The 18875-nt window shown below is 30.1% G+C and carries 20 protein-coding genes; 17 read left to right on the forward strand and 3 right to left on the reverse strand.

The genetic code is table 11. The features are described from left to right. The first annotated feature begins 303 nt into the window (after positions 1-303). The 3 genes from ACWJKP_RS01450 (at position 304) to ACWJKP_RS01460 (ending at position 4009) form a co-directional block, all read left to right on the forward strand. Positions 304-993, forward strand: coding sequence for a response regulator transcription factor (locus ACWJKP_RS01450; RefSeq protein WP_165412408.1), 690 nt, complete (start codon positions 304-306; stop codon positions 991-993). Next, on the forward strand, positions 986-2485 hold the full coding sequence (locus ACWJKP_RS01455; RefSeq protein ID WP_165412373.1) for a HAMP domain-containing sensor histidine kinase: 1500 nt from the start codon (positions 986-988) through the stop codon (positions 2483-2485). Before ACWJKP_RS01450 ends, ACWJKP_RS01455 begins: the two co-directional genes overlap by 8 nt. 159 nt (positions 2486-2644) lie before the next feature. Beyond that, positions 2645-4009, forward strand: coding sequence for an MATE family efflux transporter (locus ACWJKP_RS01460; RefSeq protein WP_165412372.1), 1365 nt, complete (start codon positions 2645-2647; stop codon positions 4007-4009). Positions 4010-4135: 126 nt separating this feature from the next. On the opposite strand, the gene ACWJKP_RS01465 is transcribed toward ACWJKP_RS01460, so the two are convergent. Continuing rightward, positions 4136-4432, reverse strand: a complete 297-nt coding sequence (locus tag ACWJKP_RS01465; protein ID WP_165412371.1) for a zinc ribbon domain-containing protein — start codon at positions 4430-4432, stop codon at positions 4136-4138. Between the two features lie 251 nt (positions 4433-4683). Between ACWJKP_RS01465 and ACWJKP_RS01470 the strand changes: the two genes are divergently transcribed. The 5 genes from ACWJKP_RS01470 to ACWJKP_RS01490 all read left to right on the forward strand — a co-directional run bounded on the left by ACWJKP_RS01470 (position 4684) and on the right by ACWJKP_RS01490 (position 7725). Further along, positions 4684-5064: a hypothetical protein gene (locus ACWJKP_RS01470; RefSeq protein ID WP_165412370.1), complete on the forward strand. Its 381-nt coding sequence runs from the start codon at positions 4684-4686 to the stop codon at positions 5062-5064. Positions 5065-5219: 155 nt separating this feature from the next. Continuing rightward, positions 5220-5735: a peptidylprolyl isomerase gene (locus tag ACWJKP_RS01475; RefSeq protein ID WP_462961380.1), complete on the forward strand. Its 516-nt coding sequence runs from the start codon at positions 5220-5222 to the stop codon at positions 5733-5735. A gap of 31 nt (positions 5736-5766) precedes the next feature. Then, a complete protein-coding gene (locus ACWJKP_RS01480) occupies positions 5767-6144 on the forward strand; it encodes a DUF3783 domain-containing protein (protein ID WP_165412368.1) in 378 nt (125 codons plus the stop codon). Positions 6145-6356: 212 nt separating this feature from the next. Continuing rightward, positions 6357-7022 carry a S24 family peptidase gene (locus ACWJKP_RS01485; RefSeq protein ID WP_165412367.1) on the forward strand — a complete coding sequence of 222 codons (666 nt, stop codon included), beginning with the start codon at positions 6357-6359 and terminating at the stop codon, positions 7020-7022. Positions 7023-7059: 37 nt separating this feature from the next. Next, positions 7060-7725, forward strand: coding sequence for a phosphatase PAP2 family protein (locus ACWJKP_RS01490; RefSeq protein WP_165412366.1), 666 nt, complete (start codon positions 7060-7062; stop codon positions 7723-7725). Positions 7726-7774: 49 nt separating this feature from the next. Here the strand turns inward: ACWJKP_RS01490 and ACWJKP_RS01495 are convergent, their stop codons facing one another. After that, positions 7775-8713 (reverse strand): radical SAM protein, encoded by a 939-nt coding sequence (locus tag ACWJKP_RS01495; RefSeq protein WP_165412365.1) that lies wholly within the window; start codon positions 8711-8713, stop codon positions 7775-7777. Between the two features lie 70 nt (positions 8714-8783). Beyond that, complete coding sequence (locus tag ACWJKP_RS01500) at positions 8784-9836, reverse strand: YkvI family membrane protein (protein WP_165412407.1); 1053 nt, start codon at positions 9834-9836, stop codon at positions 8784-8786. A gap of 268 nt (positions 9837-10104) precedes the next feature. Here ACWJKP_RS01500 and ACWJKP_RS01505 point away from each other — a divergent pair, with 268 nt between their 5' ends. The 9 genes from ACWJKP_RS01505 (at position 10105) to ACWJKP_RS01545 (ending at position 18847) form a co-directional block, all read left to right on the forward strand. Beyond that, positions 10105-11181, forward strand: coding sequence for a hypothetical protein (locus tag ACWJKP_RS01505; RefSeq protein ID WP_462961381.1), 1077 nt, complete (start codon positions 10105-10107; stop codon positions 11179-11181). A gap of 115 nt (positions 11182-11296) precedes the next feature. Next, positions 11297-12235 (forward strand): tRNA modification radical SAM protein MnmL/YtqA, encoded by a 939-nt coding sequence (gene mnmL, locus ACWJKP_RS01510; protein ID WP_263492425.1) that lies wholly within the window; start codon positions 11297-11299, stop codon positions 12233-12235. A 276-nt stretch (positions 12236-12511) separates the two neighbouring features. Then, entirely contained in the window at positions 12512-13621 is a 1110-nt protein-coding gene (locus ACWJKP_RS01515; protein ID WP_165412362.1) for an ABC transporter ATP-binding protein, read from the forward strand. Between the two features lie 13 nt (positions 13622-13634). Further along, complete coding sequence (locus ACWJKP_RS01520) at positions 13635-14582, forward strand: PucR family transcriptional regulator (RefSeq protein WP_165412361.1); 948 nt, start codon at positions 13635-13637, stop codon at positions 14580-14582. A gap of 397 nt (positions 14583-14979) precedes the next feature. After that, positions 14980-15993 (forward strand): CPBP family intramembrane glutamic endopeptidase, encoded by a 1014-nt coding sequence (locus ACWJKP_RS01525; protein WP_462961382.1) that lies wholly within the window; start codon positions 14980-14982, stop codon positions 15991-15993. 61 nt (positions 15994-16054) lie between these two features. Further along, entirely contained in the window at positions 16055-16960 is a 906-nt protein-coding gene (locus ACWJKP_RS01530) for a PhzF family phenazine biosynthesis protein (RefSeq protein WP_165412360.1), read from the forward strand. An 86-nt stretch (positions 16961-17046) separates the two neighbouring features. Beyond that, complete coding sequence (locus tag ACWJKP_RS01535) at positions 17047-17364, forward strand: ClbS/DfsB family four-helix bundle protein (RefSeq protein ID WP_462961673.1); 318 nt, start codon at positions 17047-17049, stop codon at positions 17362-17364. Positions 17365-17391: 27 nt separating this feature from the next. Further along, complete coding sequence (locus tag ACWJKP_RS01540; RefSeq protein WP_165412359.1) at positions 17392-17919, forward strand: VanZ family protein; 528 nt, start codon at positions 17392-17394, stop codon at positions 17917-17919. Between the two features lie 223 nt (positions 17920-18142). Continuing rightward, the gene (locus ACWJKP_RS01545) at positions 18143-18847 is read left to right on the forward strand and encodes a 2-phosphosulfolactate phosphatase family protein (RefSeq protein WP_165412358.1); all 705 of its coding nucleotides are present in this window, start codon (positions 18143-18145) and stop codon (positions 18845-18847) included. The last annotated feature ends 28 nt before the right edge of the window (positions 18848-18875 follow it).

An 18875-nucleotide genomic window follows, 5' to 3' on the forward strand; every position in this document is an offset into this window, starting at 1 on the left:
AGTGGGAGTTACATACCCTAACAAATAGAAAACTTCAGTGGGAGTATAAATCTCCTTCTGAAGTCGTTAATATTGCAGCTCCGCAGGAGATGATTTAATAAAGTAAAGAATAGAGGGGGAATACCCTCTATTCTTTTTTCATTAGAAATTATATAATTTACATTATTTTAGCAGGCTGAGAAAGGTATATATTATGGAAAATGCATTTGAGCGAGCACCAGTAATATATACTTTTTTATTTTTTTATTTGAGTTGAAGCGCAGTTTAGAGGTACAATGTATATAAGCTGGGGGGAGATACATGATGAATATTCTAATTGTAGAAGATGAACAGGATATTAGAGAATTGCTAGAGATTCATTTATCAAAAGAAGGGTATCAAATTTTCACAGCAGAAGATGGTATGCAAGCTTTAAATATATTTGAAAATAAAGATATAGATATTGCACTACTTGATGTTATGATTCCGAAAATTGATGGATTCAAGGTTTTAAAAAAGATTAGGGAAACTAGCGAAATACCGGTGATTTTTATTACTGCAAGAGAAGAAGAGTCGGATAAAATCCTTGGTCTTGGACTAGGGGCTGATGATTATGTATTAAAACCTTTTAGTCCCATTGAAATAATTGCACGAGTTAAGGCTCAGCTACGACGGTATTATAAATATTCTAATAAAACTTATAAAACTGGAATAATAATTGGAGAGTTGATGCTAGACAAGGAAAGTTGTATTATTTATAAAAACAATATAGAGATAGTTTTAAATCCAAAGGAATATAGGCTGCTTGGGTTTATTTTAGAGAATCCAGGAAAGGTATACACCAAAAAACAGTTATATGAAATAGTTTGGGGTGATACATATTATGGAGATTCTAATACTATTATGGTGCATATAAGCCATATTAGAGAGAAAATTGAAGACGATCCTAAAAATCCTAAATATTTAAAAACAATAAGAGGTATAGGATATAAAATGGAGAAGAACCATGATTAATAGAAATAAATTAAAAAAGATAGCAACATATTTTAAAAGTAAGAAGATGGAAACTCAATTATTTAAAAATTACATTTTATTTTTGGCTATTATAATTGCAATATTTATGCTAGCCATGGGTGCTTTATTTTTTTACATTTCTATTGATTATGTTGATCCATCAACGGATAAGGCTACAGCACAGTATATGATAAAACAAAATTATAAGGATATTAATGTAACGAATTTTATAAAACATAAGGGATATGTTGAAGTGCTTGATAAAAACCTAGTTATTGTGATGGAAAATGGAAGTAACCATAAAGCAGGATTTAAGTACTCACTAGATTATTATAATGATATGATTACTAATAATTTAAAAGATGGTTATTTTTATTCTAGTAAATATGGCGAAAATAAAGACTTTATTTTAATAACTGCTATGCCTGACAGTATTTTTGACGCATATACCTGGGGGCTTGAACATAAAGAGCAAATAGAAGAAGCCACTAAACCTAAAAATACAAGACATATTTTTTTAAATATATTTCCCTTTATAATATTTATATTTTTAATATCTACAATGGTACTTTATTCTAAACTTACATCAAGGATTTTTGTTAAACCATTAAAAAAACTATTACAAGGGGTTAATACTATAAAAAATGGAGAATATTCAGCGCGAGTTGAAATTAATTCTTTGAATGAAATAGGTCAACTAAAAGATGCTTTTAATCTAATGGCTGAAAAAATACAGCAAGAAAAGCTACTAAAGAAAAAAGCGGAACATAACAGGAAGAGGATGATTCTTGATATATCTCATGATTTAAAAAATCCATTAACAAGTATATTGGGGTATTCAGAATTCTTATTAGAAAATGAGGACATCTCATCAGAAGATAAAAATAAGTTATTAAAAGTTATTAATAATAATAGTAGACGAGCAAATGACTTAATTCAAGATCTTTTTGAATTTTCTCGTGTTGAAAGTACGGAATATAAATTAGATATAGGAAATCATGATGTAGGCGAGTTTTTAAGAGAACTTATTGCCGGGTATGTTCCAATGATGGAGCAAAAAGGTGTTCAATATGAATTTGATATTACCGAAGATGAAGTTGAAATACCGTTTGATAGAAAAAATTTAGATAGAGCTATAAGTAACATTATACTAAATAGTATTAAATACAATGGTCCAGGGATTACTATTAGTATCAAGCTGTTAATAGATGATGGCACGGCTGTAATTATTATTGAAGATGATGGAGTAGGAATATCTAAGGAATTTGAAGGAGATATTTTTGAGCCTTTTGTTAGAGTAGACTCTACGAGAAACTCTAAAAATGGTGGTACAGGACTTGGACTTGCAATATCAAAGGCAATAATTGAAAAGCATGGAGGAAGTATATATTTAGGGCACGATATAGATAAAGGTTGCAAATTTATAATTAAATTAAAGGGGTACGGAGATAATGCATCGACGACTTCAGAAGGAGATTTATACTCCTTCTGAAGTTTTTTATTTGTTATAGTCCGTAACCCCATCTTATAGAAGAGGAGGACTTTCCTTCTAAAATATCGTTAAACTAATTTGTAATATTATATACTTTTTTGTATTAATGATAGCTTTTGTGATAAGATTATATAATTATACATACGAGGAGGAGATTTTTTGGATAGCTCAAAACAATTAGGAGAGGAAAATATAGGTAAATTACTTATGAGGTTTTCAATTCCTGCCATTATAGGAATGCTAGTTAATGGTTTATATAATGTTGTAGATAGAATATTTATAGGAAGAGGAATAGGAAAACTTGCACTATCAGGAGTTACAGTTACATTTCCTATTGCTATTATGATTATGGCGTTTGCAATGCTTGTGGGAATTGGAAGCGCCGCACTTATATCTATTAAACTTGGACAACAAAAAAAAGAAGAGGCAGAACATATCTTAGGAAATGCCTTTACTCTTCTTATTATACTTTCAATTGTAGTAACTATTTTAGGGCTTATATTTTTAGAACCCCTGTTACTTAAAATTGGAGCGAGTAAAGATATATTGCCATATGCTAAGGAATACATAACAATAATACTTATAGGCGGAATATTTCAAAGTGTAGGATTTGGACTGAATAATATAATAAGGTCTGAGGGTAACCCGCGAGCAGCTATGGTTACAATGTTGATTGGGGGAGTATTAAATACAATTTTAGATCCAATTTTTATTTTTGTTTTTCATATGGGAACTAGAGGTGCAGCTATTGCAACTATTCTTTCTCAGGCTGTAAGTATGATATGGGTATTATCCTATTTCTTTGGTGGGAATAGTGTGCTAAAAATACGCTGTAAAAATTTAAAATTAGATGCTAAGGTTGTAAAAAGCATTTTTGCTATAGGTATGTCGCCATTTTCAATGCAACTTGCTGCAAGTATAGTGTCTATTATTTCTAATAGAAGTTTAGTTAAATATGGTGGGGACATGGCACTCGGAGCCATGGGAGTTATTATGAGTGTGGTGATGATGGTGTTAATGCCTACTTTCGGAATTAACCAAGGGTGTCAACCAATTATCGGATACAATTATGGATCAAAAAACTATGGACGAGTAAAACATGCCCTAAGATTAGCAATAATCGCAGCTACAACTATTACTACAACTGGATTTATAATTATACAGGTATTTCCAAAACAAATTATAAGTTTGTTTAATAAGGATCCAGAACTAATAGTAATAGGTAGCCATGGCATTAGAATATACCTGTTTATGCTCCCTATAATAGGATTTCAAATAGTTAGTTCGAACTACTTCCAAGCTATAGGTAAAGCTAAAATATCCATATTTTTAGGATTAAGCAGACAAGTAATACTCCTCATACCATTACTATTTATTCTGCCAAGGTTCTTTGGATTAGATGGTGTATGGTTATCGGGACCTAGTTCAGATGCATTAGCTTCAATTATAACAGCCGTGTTTATTTTTGTAGAGATAAGACATTTAAATAAACTACATGCTGAAGGCATGGATGTAATTACATAACAGGGTACGTTAAAATAAATAACAAATATTTTCATGCGCAAAACAAAGTATATATTACGTATAATGCATTGAAATTAGTAGTTCATAGCGAAATGAATGCATTAATAGTAATATATACTTTTTTATTTATTTTTTATTATCAATTTTATTGAGCTTTTTTTCTAGATTTTTTATTCGGGCTTCTATTTTTTTTAATGTCTTACAATAATCTAAAAGGGAGTCATCAATGTGATTATTAGTTTTAAAAATTGCGTACAGTTCTTTTCCTATATCTTTGTAGAGATCTTCCATACTGTTCTCTTCAGAATGGATTTTATATTTAAGTTTTGATATTTCAATAAAATATTCAGACTTGTTTGATATAATATCTAAACTATTGCTTATTGAATCTTTAATTTTGTCCAAATTGGGTGCGGAAGGCATAATATTCCTCCTTTTTATGGGGCAGTCTGAATTTAATGCATAGACTTAATAATATATTATTTAATATAATGTGTATTTGTGACTAAAAAACATGAAGATGTTACATATTTTATTTTGAATTAAGTATAGCAATATCATGACTATAAGAATAGACTAAACTATACAAAGAACAACAGAAATAAGGTGATAAAATCAGAGTATTTCAATTAAAAAATAATAATGAACACCATATAGGTCAGGATATATTTAATATGGAAATTGAAGAAGCAAAAAAAATTAATTGTATAATTATCAATAATCCAGTTCAAAGTGATTGTTTATGTATTATAAATCATCTAGTATGTAAATCCGAAGAAAATAAAAATATCGCACATTTAATCATTGCAAATGAGGATAAACAGTTAGAAAATATAACTAACTTTGGTAGTTTAAACATTGGATATGAATACAATATAGCGGAGGCTTACGGAAACTTAGAAATAGATACAGTAAATATTGAAAAAGATCGAGAGGTAGACATGCTAGATGAACATTTTCTAATAATACTTCCTGGAGGTAACATTCATATAAAATTAGAGAACCCTCAAGAAAAAATGATTTTGCAAATAAGTGTCGGTCATCAAGTTATTTAACTTTTTACAAGGCTCATCATCTAAAAAAATAACTAGGGGAGTTACTAGTTATTTTTTTAGATTACTAAATATACGGCTTATATATAAAAATTAGTAAATAACATAAAATGTGATATAATTTATAATGAATACATAATAGAAGGAGAGATAAATATATGAATCCAATAGTAACAATTAATATGGAAAATGGAAAAGTAATAAAGGCTGAATTGTTCCCAGAAGTTGCACCTAACACGGTAAATAATTTTATAAGTCTTATAAACAAGGGATTTTATAACGGACTTACTTTTCATAGGGTAATTCCAGGATTTATGATTCAAGGTGGCTGCCCTGAGGGAACAGGTGTTGGTGGACCAGATTATTCAATAAAAGGTGAGTTTTCTTCTAATAAATTTAAAAATGATTTAAAGCATTCAGTTGGTGTTCTATCAATGGCTAGATCTAATGATTCAGATTCAGCAGGAAGCCAGTTTTTTGTTATGGTAGCTAATTCTTATCATTTAGATGGAAGTTATGCAGCTTTTGGAAAAGTAACTGAGGGTATGGAGCATGCTTTAGAAATAGCTAAGGTAGAAAGAGATTTTAGAGATATGCCACTTAAGGTACAAAGAATAAAAAGCATGAGCGTTGATACTTTAGGAATTGAGTATGATCAGCCAAAAAAAATGTAATAAAAATATTAAATTGTAGGGGGTATATATTGTGGAGTTTATTAATGAAAAACTTATCCTTGCATATGGACTAAACGAGGATGAAGAAGAAAAACTTAATAGTTTACTATCAAAACAAAATATGTTACCTTGCAAAGTAATTGAGAAAAATATGGGCAATGTAACAATTAAAGAAGTATTAGAGAATATAGAAAGTGAAAAAAATAAAATCGAACTACCCCACGAAAAATTACTTCTATTTAATAGTTATAAAGACAAGGAACTGTATGATTTAATTGATAGTATAAGGCAAATTAAAAGCAGTGATACTATACTAGCCGCTGTAACACCAACATCTATGAACTGGACGGTTAATTATCTTATGCAACATCTAATTGAAGAAAGAGAAGCCTATAGAAAAATGGAATAAGGCATGTGGCACAAAATATAAATCTTCTGCAAGATAGCAGGAGATTTATATTTTAGGGAAAATTATTCAACGACATTTCAGCTCCGCAGGAGATGATTTAACAACATTTCAGGAGGAAAGTCGCCCACTTCTACAAGTGGGAGTATAAATATCCTTCTGAAGTCGTTAATCCAGCTCCGCAGGAGATGATTTAATTGGAAGGGTGGAGAATTATGAGCAGAGCAGGAGATAGAATTAAAGAGGTAAGAGAATCAAAAGCGATAAGTCAAAAACAATTAGGTAAAAAAATCGGAGTTTCTGAAAATTTTATTAATGAAGTTGAAATGGGAAAAAAGATTATAAACGAGAAATTTTTAGAAAAAATATCTAAAATCTTAGGGGAAGAAATTGAAGATACATCTGTATCATTTCAAGCCGCTGAGTATGTAGAAGAAAGAAAACCAAAGCTCGAAAGACCTAGCGTGGGAAAAGTAAACGAGGTATGGAATGATGCGTTTAGCTCAGTGTTAAAAGATGTTTCTATTTATAAATATGATTTAGCTAAAGCAATAGGTGTAAAACAAATGCCAATAATATCAAATAAAGTAGAAGGATATGCTCAAGATAAAGTATTGTTTTTAGAAATAGAGAATGACGATATGCTTGGGTTTAGAATTTGTAGTGGGGACATTGCTTTTGCTCATTTGACACATGAAATAGAAAATAATGCTATTTCGCTAGTGGATTACAATGGAGAAAGAGTGTTAAGACAAATAAAAAAATTAGATAGTAATAAAATATTGTTAATAAGCAATAGAGTTTCATTAAGAACTGATACAGTTAAACATAATGACATTAAGATAATTGCAAGGTTAGATAGAGTAGAGTTTAAGGTATAAAATATAGCTTTTATTAAGGCGGGAAGGAGGAGATAAAATGGAACAACTACAAAAGAAGGTAGCGCTACAAGAATGGAAGGATATTATTAAAAGAGGCCTACTGGGACTAAGTATACCATTAATAAGTATGACATATCCAATGTTAAACCAATATAGAGGAGATACTAACGACCTATTTACTTTTGTAGATAAACTCATCCCCTTTAATAAATTTTTTATATTACCTTATATATCTTGGTATATATTTATAGCAATTTTTGCGACTATCCTATGTATAGTAGATAAAGGAAGGTATCTAAAGCTACTTATAACTTTAAATATGGGTATGATTACATGTTATATAATATATTATGTTTACCCAACGTGTGTTCCAAGGCCCATGATAACAGGAACGGATTTCTTTAGTAATTTGGTTTTAAGTTTATACATGGCTGATAATCCTTATAACTGTTTTCCAAGCATTCATGTTTTAAATTCAGTGTTAGTAGCTTTATATATTTATGAATCGGAAAAGGTTTTTAAATCTATTAAAATAATCTGTGTTATTGCAGCTGTTTTTATAATTCTATCTACTATGTTTATAAAGCAACATTATTTTGTAGATGTGCTTGCAGGCATAATATTCGCTTGTGTATTGTATTTTTCTTTTAAGAATCTAAAGTTTGATTTTAATAAAGATCAAAGCGCAATCTATATAGAATGATTATATGCTAAAAGGTCCCCATGATTAAAATCATGGGGACCTTTTAGCATTATACTCCGCTTAAATCAAAGTCAGGTACGAAAGTCGAAGATGAGCTTTCGCTTTCTTGAATAAAGCACTTGGTGATGCCTAGGTTTAAGCAGTACTCAATTAGAGCATCATAATGATTAGGGTTTACTTTCTTGTTTATTTCAGGATAATTAATTGCGACTTGCATAGGGGTATATTGATTCATTAAGCTGATATATACTGAATCATTAAAGGTGCTATATATAAAATCTATTATTTTCTTAGAATCAAATAATAAGCCTGGTAGCATAAGGTGCCTAATGATTACTCCCTTTTGAATTATCCCATCAGCATCAAATTTGACTTCTCCTACTTGCGAAACCATTTCAGTAATAGCGGCGGAAGCTACAATAAAATAATTAGGCGCTTTTGAATATTTAATAGCATATTTATTGCTACAATATTTTAAGTCTGGTAAATAAACATCAATAAACCCTCGAAGCATTTTAATGGTATCTATATTTTCATAGCCACTTGAATTATAGAGAATAGGAATATTAAGGCCTTTATTTTTAGCAAGTTTCAAGGCTTCTATTATTTGGGGTACATAGTGAGTAGGGGTAACTAAATTTATATTAAGGGCCCCTCTTTCCTGCTGCTCCAAAAAAATTTCACTAAGGCGATATATAGATACCGTTTTCCCAGCATCTTCACGGCTTATCTTATGATTCTGACAAAATACACATTTCAGATTACAATTGGAAAAGAATACAGTTCCAGAGCCATTTACGCCAGAAATACAGGGTTCTTCCCAGTGATGCAGGGAAGCTTTAGCTATTTTTACATCATTAGAAGCTCTACAAAAGCCAAATTCTCCACCTAATCTATTAACAAAACATTTCCTAGGACATAAATTGCATTTTTTTAACAAGTTTAAAAAATATGAACTATCTAATTCTCTAGTGCCTTTATTAATCATCTTTATCTCCTTGTTTTATAATTTAAATCTTTAGAATATATAAGAACTGTACAGCGCAATATATATAATGTCAATTCTGTTTTTTAGAAGTTTTTCTATAAAATAGAATACATTGAATCAAAAAAATAAAACTTATTGCACCGAAGCCAGGATAAAGGACTTTAATTAAATTTTTAAAGCCAATTTGAGAAATAGGCAAAGATATAATAAGTATTAATATGACCGCTTTTTTATAAGAAATATTAAACTTCTTCTCAAGGGTCTTGCCTACGCTATATATATTAGAAACTTCAGTTGAAAACATTTCACAAAAAATTACACAAAGCAGAAGAATCTGCATTAGTGTGCCAAAACGGTTTGTAATATATAGAAGTGGAATTTCATATTTAAAAATTTGAGGAATGTTTAATAAAAGCATCACATTAACAAAATAACATAATATGGTTAAAACTATAGCGCCTATTATAACTCCGGGAATAAGAATACGTTTATGTTTTACTTCTTGACTTATTGGGACTAGAACACCACTACAGGATAGCATGTTATAACTGGCATAGAGCACGGCTGAAAAAAACCATTGAACAGGGACAATTTGGGTTTTATAAGAGGGGATTTGTTTTATATAGGAAGCGCTTACTATATCTTTGTAGAATACTAAATACAAAACAAATATAGTTACAATGATTGTAGTAAGAGCAGGTACTATAAAGGAATTTATCGTTATTAATCCTTTGGTATCTTTAAGTAAAGTATATAAAGAGATTACAGACATAAGTAAAATTCCTACCCATTTTGAAACACCAAAATATTGATGAAGAAGCGCACCGCTTCCAGCTAATATTATGGAGGCTCCACTAATTAAGAAAAAACTTGTGAAAACATCGGTAATTACACCAAAAAAACCGGGGCTTATAAGGGTTATAAGCTCAGTATAGGAGCTTAATTTATGTTTTAGGCTAATAGAAATTATAATAGAACTTATTAAAATATAGATTAAACCACATATGAGGATTCCCCAGAAGCTCATATACCCATAAGTACTGAAAAATTGAGTTATTTCCTGACCGGAAGCAAGGCCTGCACCAACTATTGTTCCGATAAATACAGCTGAAATTTGAAACATTTGACCAATTGTTTTTTTCAAAAAATCTCCCCCACAAAATTATTAAATTAATAGTCATACTTAAATAAGATGATTGTCTTTCTAAATATATGTGCATTGTTTAATAATAAATAATGATTTTAATAATAAATGATGATTTTATAAATTAAAAATTTATTTAGAGGGAAACTATAATTAGCATAATGAATTTAATTTTATAAATCCTAAGTATAAAAGTAATTATAATTTCCATAATTAAATTAAAATTGGATTAAAGGGAGTGAAAATATTGAAAAAAATTTTAAGTTGTTTGTTAATAGCGTGTTGTATTTTGTCTTTTACATCATGTTCAAAAAAAGAGAATAAAGAAAAGCCAAAAGTTAATGCTTTTGAAATTAAAACTGCAACTAATGTAGTTGAGAGTTATATGAATTTCATAATGAAGGAAGATTATGAAAATGGTAAAAAACTATATAGTAAGGAATTGTCTGAAAAAGTTTCTAATATGCCAATTAGTGATATGAAGATAAAAGGTTATAAGGTTACAGAAAGCAATGAGGTTGGTAGAAGCGGGGTTTTTAAGGTTAGAGTTACAAGAACATCGATGGATAGCTCTCAGTCATGCCTTGATGAATATTCTATTAGAATTGTTAAAGATGGGGCTGAATATAAAATAAGCGAAATAACCAATACACCACAAAATGAAGCTTTTGTGGAGGACATGGGTATTAGATTTAGAGATAAAAAAAATGTAAAAACCAATTTAATTATTGATAAAGCAGGGTTTCCTAAATATGTATATTCGAAAGATGATGGAGCACGATTATATAAAGTAGTGGTGCCTATAAAAGAATTCAGCTCCATAAATTTCAGTTATGAAGGAGATAAACTTGCAGTTAGTACTTATAACAAAAACTCATTTATTGGTATTGTTAACATTGATCAATCTCTAGCAGTTCAGGGAAGTGCTACAAATCCAACTGAGGAGTCCCCGCAAGGTGGAGGATCTGGTGAAATAGCCAAGGAAAAACCAATTGGAAAGGAATTAATTTCAATAGATTTATTGATTGATTGTAAAGTAGAATTTATGACATTCTCCTTAGATGAAAAATTTTTGATTGTACAGTATAATAAGGAAAAAAAGGGCAAATACATTAGAGTTTATAATGTAGATAATGGAGAGATGATTCCTGTTAATTTTGAAAAAGACTATCCTATAGAAAAAGTTCAAATAGTATTTTCTTCTTTTGGTGAGGATACTATGACTTATGAAGTAATGCCTAAACCAAATGTTAACAGTCCAGAAGCAGATATAATTGGTAAATGGAAACTTGATTTAAAGACTTTTACCGTAGATAAATTATAAATAATGCACTGTTCATAGACTATAAGGTATAATTGATATAGGGCTTGAATCTTCAAATAACTAACTAGTCTTACGACTAGTTAGTTTATTTAAATGGTCTTTAAATAAAGAAAGGATGATATTAGTGCAGAAAATATGGAGTGACAAAAGATATCACAGTTTAAATTATTTTTTAAGGGACAAGTTCGGTAATAAGGTTTTTAAAATTGCTTTGGACGCTGGATTTTCTTGTCCAAATAGAGATGGGACTATTAGTAGTGGAGGGTGTTTGTTTTGTAGCGAAAGGGGCTCAGGAGATTTTGCTGGGAATAGGGATTTTTCTATTACAAAGCAATTTGAAGATATAAAGGTTATGATGAATAAAAAATGGAAAACAGGGAAATACATTGCTTATTTTCAGGCTTATACAAATACTTATGCAAATATCGATGTATTAAGAGAAAAATATGAGGAGGCAGTATCACAAGAAGGAGTGGTGGCTCTTGCTATAGCTACAAGGCCTGATTGTTTAGACGATGCGGTATTAGATCTTATAGAGGAATATTCTAATAGAGTATACACATGGGTAGAACTAGGGCTTCAAACTAGTAGTGATGAAAGCGCAAAAATTATTAATCGGGGATATAAATTAGTGAGATTTGAGGAGGCTCTAAGTGAGCTTAATAAGAGAAACATTGATGTGGTGGTGCATACCATTTTTGGGCTTCCTGGAGAGAGTAGGGAGGACATGCTAAAAACCATAGACTACGTGGCACATAAAAATATAAAGGGTATAAAAATGCATCTACTTCATCTTATGGAAGATACCCCTATGGTTAGCCTTTACAAACAAGAAAAGCTGAAGTTTTTGCAGCAAGATGAGTATATAGATATAATTTGTACGTCAATTACTATGCTTCCACCTAATATGGTTATTCATAGATTAACAGGCGACGCACCAAGGGAGTTACTAATAGGTCCTATGTGGAGTTTGAAAAAATGGGAAGTTTTAAATGGAATAGATAACAGATTAAAGGAATTAGATTTATATCAAGGCAAAAATTTTAAGAATTAGGGTTTGACGACATTTCAGAAGGAAAGTCTCCCACTTTTATGAGTGGGAGTTACATACAATAACAAAGAGAAACTTCAGTGGGAGTATAAATCTCCTTCTGAAGTCGTCAATGCATCTTCTGTGAAGATGTTGCAGCACCGCAGGTGATAATTTAATAAAGGGTCAGTTGTGTCTTTCTACAAATTAACTTTACAATTTTTGTGTGTTTTGCAAATAGATAAATAACTTTTAAAGGTTTAATATATATATATAGAAACATATAGGGGGGTATATATTATGTCAAATTTATCATTAAGACACATATACAAGGTTTATACAGGGAATGTAACAGCGGTTAAAGATTTTAATCTTGAAATAGAAGATAAAGAATTTATAGTTTTTGTAGGACCATCTGGTTGTGGTAAATCAACAACTTTGAGAATGATAGCAGGTCTTGAAGAGATATCACAAGGGGAAATATATATTGGAGATAAATTAGTAAATGATGTGGCACCCAAAGATAGAGATATAGCAATGGTTTTCCAAAACTATGCATTGTACCCTCATATGACTGTATATGATAACATGGCATTTGGATTAAAATTAAGAAAAATGCCAAAGGATCAAATAAAACAAAAGGTTACTGATGTAGCTAAAACCCTTGATATAGAACATTTGCTTGATAGAAAACCAAAGGCATTGTCAGGTGGACAAAGGCAAAGAGTAGCGCTTGGACGAGCTATAGTAAGAAGTCCAAAGGTATTCTTAATGGACGAGCCACTATCGAATTTAGATGCTAAACTTAGAGTTCAAATGAGAACAGAAATAGCAAAACTCCATCATAAACTTCAAACAACTTTTGTATACGTAACGCATGATCAAACAGAAGCTATGACTATGGGGACAAGAATAGTTGTAATGAAAGATGGATTAGTGCAACAAGTAGATACTCCTCATAACATATATGAACATCCAGTTAATATGTTTGTTGCTGGGTTTATAGGAAGTCCTCAAATGAACTTTATGGAAGCTAAGGTTTTAGAAAAATATGGTGAAGTTGTGCTTTCTTTCGATAATGAAACTATAATATTACCGAAAGATAAGGCAGAAGCTGTAAAAGAAAAAGACTATATAGGCAAAATTGTTATAATGGGAATTAGACCAGAAGATATTGATGACGGTATTGACTTTATTGAAAAAAATAAAAATTCAGTTATAGAAGCCAAAGTTGACGTTACGGAGCTTATGGGTGCGGAGACTAATATTTATTTGTCAAAAGGGAATACAAGTATTGTAGCTAGAGTAAATGGATCGTCCAAAGCTATAGTTGGAGAAAAAATTAAGATTGCTTTAGATACTAATAAAATTCATATATTTGATAAAGAAACGGAGAACACGATAATATAGGGGGAAACGTACTATGTACAATTTTACTGAATTCCTGAAGGATTTAAGTCACTCTTCAAACATACCATTTGATATAGTTACCGAAGATGGGATTGCTTTATATATTAGTGACTTAAATATTGAAAATTCAAATATAACTAACTTTACTATTATGCTTGGACGAGTTAAAGGCATAATAAGTTTAGAGAAGAAGTATGAAAATTGTACATTCTTACTTAAATATGTTATTGAAAATAAATATACCCAGCATTTTTTAACTAAAGAACAAGCAGTTATTGATATTTTAGAAAATAGAGAAATTTCTATTTATAATATTAATTACAGTTTACCTTTTCTCAAAGATGGGTGTTATATCATATTAATAAGTTCAGATGGAAGTAATTATGAATCTCTCAACATAATAAAACAAATATATGATAAAGAACCAGTTGTAAGTTTAATATATAATGATAGTATTATTGTAATTGGTGACTTTGCTGAAATACAAGAACATACAGAAAGTATAAAGGAATCCATATCATCAGATTTGTATTGTAAATGTTATCTAAGTTATGGAGATAGAGCTTATGATATAAACGAGTTTAAAAAAGCTTATAATGATGCTGTTCAATGTATGCAGCTAGGGAAAAAATTTGATATAAAAGATCATATATTTAGTTATAATAAAATGTTGTTTGAGAAAATCGTCTATAACATAGACATAAAAATTAAGCAGGAACTTTTATATATGTTAAAAGACAAATTCGATGCTTTCGATGGTGAAATGATAGCAACTATTGAGCAATTTGTAAATTGTGGTCTTAATATTAGTGATGCTGCTAGGAAACTATATGTTCATAGGAATACCCTGATCTATAGATTGGATAAGATTAAGAAAGAAACAAATTTTGATATTAGGAACTTTAAAGATGCATCTGTATTTCTTATAGCCTTTTTAATATGGAAAGAAAATAAGGAATAGGGCATGGGGAATTTTTTTCTTAGAGTATGCTATAACGAAAAGTATATATTACTGGAATGCGTTCACATCGCTAAGTACTTCTAAAATTTATTTTATTTGCATATGCTAAAAATAAAATAAATTGTGAATTACTAAGGCTTGTTCAAACGCATTCTGCGTAATATATACTTTCGTTAGCATTTTCTAAGAAAAAAGAGCTTATCTCAAAAAGAGCAAAAGCGCTGTAATTATAAGTTTTAAAAGAAAGATTAAATTATCATATAAAGACTTCAGAAGGAGATTTATACTCCACTGAAGTTTTCTTTTTTGCTATGGTAAATAGTGGTATAATGTTTGTAGCAGTTTGGTGGGAATAAAAGCTAATTATTTAAAAATAATTTATGGAGGGGGAGATTTTATGGACACAAATTTGACTAAAATTAAAAATGAAATATTAGCATTCTTATTAGCTACTTTTTCAATTACATCTGGTATGGGTCTAATAATGTTTTTTGTTTATAAACATATTGATGCGAGTGGTGTCCAAGCATTTGCTATAGTACAGATGCTTTATCCTGCGTTAGCGGCTATTGGGATAAGAATTTATTATGAAAAAAATAGTATTCCTCAGGGATTAATGGATTTCTTTACGTTCTATATTATTTTTAGTGTTTTATGTATCATTATTTTAGTTGTTGGAGTTTTTGCTTTTCCGGGACATGTATCAATTGTTATAAATACACTAGTAATTATAGCTAGTATATTTGCTTTTACTATAATAATGATTAACGGAGATAATCGTTTTGAAAAAATTAGTATGGTTTTTAAAAAGAACTTTAAGACTGTTATACTATTAGGTTTATTGTATATTGGACTTAAATTAATTATAGTTATGTTTGGTGGACTTGTTGATGGTAATTTATCTGAAATACTAAAAAAGACTATGATGCGTATTGCTTTACTTACTATTATTGTACCAATTGGTGTTGTTTCATCTTTTATAATATTTTTTGGAGAAGAACTGGGATGGAGAGAATACTTACAGCCAAAACTACAAATTTTATTTGGTAAAAAACTTGGCGTTATTATATTAGGATTTATATGGGGAGTATGGCATTTGCCACTTTGCTTTATGTTATATAGCCCAGCAACCCCTATTTACTGTGTAATATCTCATATTTTCTATTGTATTCTTCTTGGTATTTTCCTTGGGTTTGTCTATATGAAAACTAGAAACCTTTGGTCAGTTATAATTATTCATTTAATTAATAATAGTATGATTATTAATGAAAGTAGCGCCTATGACACAGTGATAACATCAAAATATTTAGTGTTAGGTTTAATATTTTGTGCTATTGTATTCCTACCTTTTCTATTTACTAAAGAGTATAAGGGTAAGATGACTAAGGAAGAATTTAAAAATTTATTATAAAATTTTAACGACATTTCAGAAGTATAATATTGCAAATTGATAAAAGGGGAGTAAAACATAAATGGATGTAATGAAAAAGTTTTGCGTAATAAATAGCTTTACATATAAAGGACGAGGGGGGAATGCCGCAGCTGTATTTATTCATCAAGGTGAGTTAGAAGATTATGTTATGCAAAATATTGCTCGTCAACTTAATTTAGTCGAAACGGTGTATATTACCGAAGGTGATGAAGATGGAATAGATTTTGATATTAGGTATTTTACTCCAGATAATGAAGTCAAAATTGCAGGTCACCCTACAGTTGCTGCATTTATTGCACTTAGAAAAGCAGGGAAATTAAGTCCAATAATAAAAGATAAATATTTGATTAAGACAAAAGATGGAATAAAAGAAGTTAATATCGAGGAGCAGGATAATGACATTGTTGTTAAATTGAAACAAGAAACTGTCAAGTTTGGAGTAATTATTGAGGAAAAGCATAAAATAGCTAAAGTTTTAGGAATTAATGATGATGACATAATGGATGATTTACCACTGCAATGTATGAATACTGGATTAGGCCACTTAGTTGTACCAATAAAATCTTTAGATGGATTAATGAATGTTAAAAGGAACATAAGTCAATTAAAACATCTATGTAATTTTATTGGTGTAAGAGAGGTGCAAGTGTTTTGTTTTGAAACTAAAGATGACTCATTTAATATTCATACAAGAAATATATGCCCAAGAGAGGGGATTGAAGATGCGGCATGCGGCATTGGAAATGCAGCAGTGGGTGCGTATTTGTTAAAGAATCATTATACTGATAGAAGAAATATATCAATAAAAGCTGAACAGGGATATATAGTAAAAGTCCCGTGTGCAATTGATATATATGCCTATAGAGAGAATGATGATATTATGGTGAAAGTTGGAGGTACAGGTAAAGTAATAATTCAAGGTGATTTTGTTGTAAGTAATATCTAAGTAATTGAGATATTACTTATGATTATCAAGGCATATAATTTAATGGGAAATAATAGTGATATATTTATATAGATTAACATATTGTTATCACGCCAACTCCGAACTATAAATGGAATGATTTGGGTGGGTTATATGAAAGTTTTTATAAACAATACAAGGGATATACTCTCAAAGAGTTATGCACTATGTTTATAAAGGCAGAACAGCAAATTATTGAAATGATTAACAGTTATACAGATGTCGAATTATTTCAGCAAAGCGAAAGAAAGTGGTCCTCATCAACTCCATATAATCGGTCAATGTGGAAATGGTTTCACATCAATACTGTTGCACCGTTCAAGTCCTTCAGAACAGAAATACGAAAGTGGAAAATATGTAAGGTGAACAAAAGATTATTCATATAATCTGTAATCAAGAAGGGAGAAATAAATATGTTACATACTTATTTACAAAATGGGATATTTGCATTTCATTATTCCATACGTATAGCATTAATTGTTTTCTGTGTATTTAATGGTATAAAATCCTTAGTTAAAAGAAAGCTTGAATTTAAACCACTTGGCATGTTATGCGAGTTCGCATGGATTCTTACAGTTCTTGTGATTTTGAACATCACTGGTATTATCGGTGGTAATTTCGGAACAACCTCAATATCTGATGGAAATGTACAGTTCAGTTTTGTCTTATTTGAAGAAGGATTATCTCCGGCAATTTTGTTAAATATAATACTATTTATCCCTTTTGGGTTCTTTTCAGCGATTGTTTTCAAAAAACTTAGGGATAAATGGATTTATGGAGTTTTAATAGGTCTCACATTCTCAGTAATGATCGAATTTCTCCAAACTTTTACTGGCCGTTTTGTGGAATTAGATGATGTACTAATGAATACAGTCGGAACATTCATAGGGTATGAAATATGGTTTTGGTTGTCAAAATTCAAGCCAAGACAAAAGAAATAAAAATGATTATCGTTGTGGAGACTATGCGTATAATCTTTAGTACGTAGGGTTCGTATTAGATGTCACAAATAATAAAGAGTTATGACGTTTTTATTTATAACGGACATATAAATGAACTTTATACGGTTACTTAATCCTAAACTGTTATATAAAATAGAAATATGTACTATAATTATATCAGCGACACATAAGACAAAAAGAATTATTGGGGGAGGAAAAACATATGAAAATAGATATAATAATTTCTGCGGATGATATAAAAAAAGAAAAAATAGCAAATAAAACAGTGGTAGTAATAGATATGCTTAGGGCAACTAGTGTAATAACTACTGCGATAAACAACGGATGCAAAGGCGTAATTCCTGTTTTAACAGTTGACGCGGCAGCTGAGATTGTGCGAAATAGCAAAGAAGAGTTTATGCTTGGTGGAGAGAGGAATGCATTAAAAATAGAAGGGTTTCACTATTCCAATTCTCCATTAGAATACACTAGAGACACTATAGAAGGCAAAACTCTTGTTATGACTACAACTAATGGTACTAAAGCTATAAAAGGCTGCGTGGGTGCAAGCAACATCTTAATAGGGGCAATGATTAATGCTAAGGCTACTGCAAATAGAATAGTATCTTTAAATAATGATGTAGTAATAGTCAATGCTGGAACTTACGGTGAATTTTCTATAGATGATTTCTTATGCAGTGGGTACATAATTGATTGTGTGTTAAAAGAAATAGAAGTAGAACTTTCAGATATTGCTGTAACTTCACATTATATTTATAAGAATAATGAAGATATTCATGGTTTTATAAAATATGCAAGTCATTATAAAAGGATCACACAGTTAGGATTAGAAGCAGATTTAGAATACTGTTGCAAAAAAGATATTATAGATATTGTTCCAGAATATAAGGATGGGATTATAGTTTAAGAAAATGTTATCAAGAATTTAGGGGGCA

The sequence above is a fragment of the Clostridium sp. CM037 genome (genome assembly GCF_055081095.1).

Excerpts from the sequence above, each read along its gene's own strand:
- ACWJKP_RS01470 (WP_165412370.1), top strand. The coding sequence starts at position 4,684 with ATGGAAATTGAAGAAGCAAAAAAAATTAATTGTATAATTATCAATAAT.
- ACWJKP_RS01450 (WP_165412408.1), top strand. The coding sequence starts at position 304 with ATGAATATTCTAATTGTAGAAGATGAACAGGATATTAGAGAATTGCTA.
- ACWJKP_RS01485 (WP_165412367.1), top strand. The coding sequence starts at position 6,357 with ATGAGCAGAGCAGGAGATAGAATTAAAGAGGTAAGAGAATCAAAAGCG.
- ACWJKP_RS01455 (WP_165412373.1), top strand. The coding sequence starts at position 986 with ATGATTAATAGAAATAAATTAAAAAAGATAGCAACATATTTTAAAAGT.
- ACWJKP_RS01540 (WP_165412359.1), top strand. The coding sequence starts at position 17,392 with ATGTTACATACTTATTTACAAAATGGGATATTTGCATTTCATTATTCC.
- ACWJKP_RS01490 (WP_165412366.1), top strand. The coding sequence starts at position 7,060 with ATGGAACAACTACAAAAGAAGGTAGCGCTACAAGAATGGAAGGATATT.
- ACWJKP_RS01525 (WP_462961382.1), top strand. The coding sequence starts at position 14,980 with ATGGACACAAATTTGACTAAAATTAAAAATGAAATATTAGCATTCTTA.
- ACWJKP_RS01545 (WP_165412358.1), top strand. The coding sequence starts at position 18,143 with ATGAAAATAGATATAATAATTTCTGCGGATGATATAAAAAAAGAAAAA.
- ACWJKP_RS01465 (WP_165412371.1), bottom strand. The coding sequence starts at position 4,432 with ATGCCTTCCGCACCCAATTTGGACAAAATTAAAGATTCAATAAGCAAT.
- ACWJKP_RS01475 (WP_462961380.1), top strand. The coding sequence starts at position 5,220 with ATGAATCCAATAGTAACAATTAATATGGAAAATGGAAAAGTAATAAAG.
- ACWJKP_RS01530 (WP_165412360.1), top strand. The coding sequence starts at position 16,055 with ATGGATGTAATGAAAAAGTTTTGCGTAATAAATAGCTTTACATATAAA.
- mnmL (WP_263492425.1), top strand. The coding sequence starts at position 11,297 with ATGATATTAGTGCAGAAAATATGGAGTGACAAAAGATATCACAGTTTA.
- ACWJKP_RS01515 (WP_165412362.1), top strand. The coding sequence starts at position 12,512 with ATGTCAAATTTATCATTAAGACACATATACAAGGTTTATACAGGGAAT.
- ACWJKP_RS01495 (WP_165412365.1), bottom strand. The coding sequence starts at position 8,713 with ATGATTAATAAAGGCACTAGAGAATTAGATAGTTCATATTTTTTAAAC.
- ACWJKP_RS01500 (WP_165412407.1), bottom strand. The coding sequence starts at position 9,836 with ATGTTTCAAATTTCAGCTGTATTTATCGGAACAATAGTTGGTGCAGGC.
- ACWJKP_RS01520 (WP_165412361.1), top strand. The coding sequence starts at position 13,635 with ATGTACAATTTTACTGAATTCCTGAAGGATTTAAGTCACTCTTCAAAC.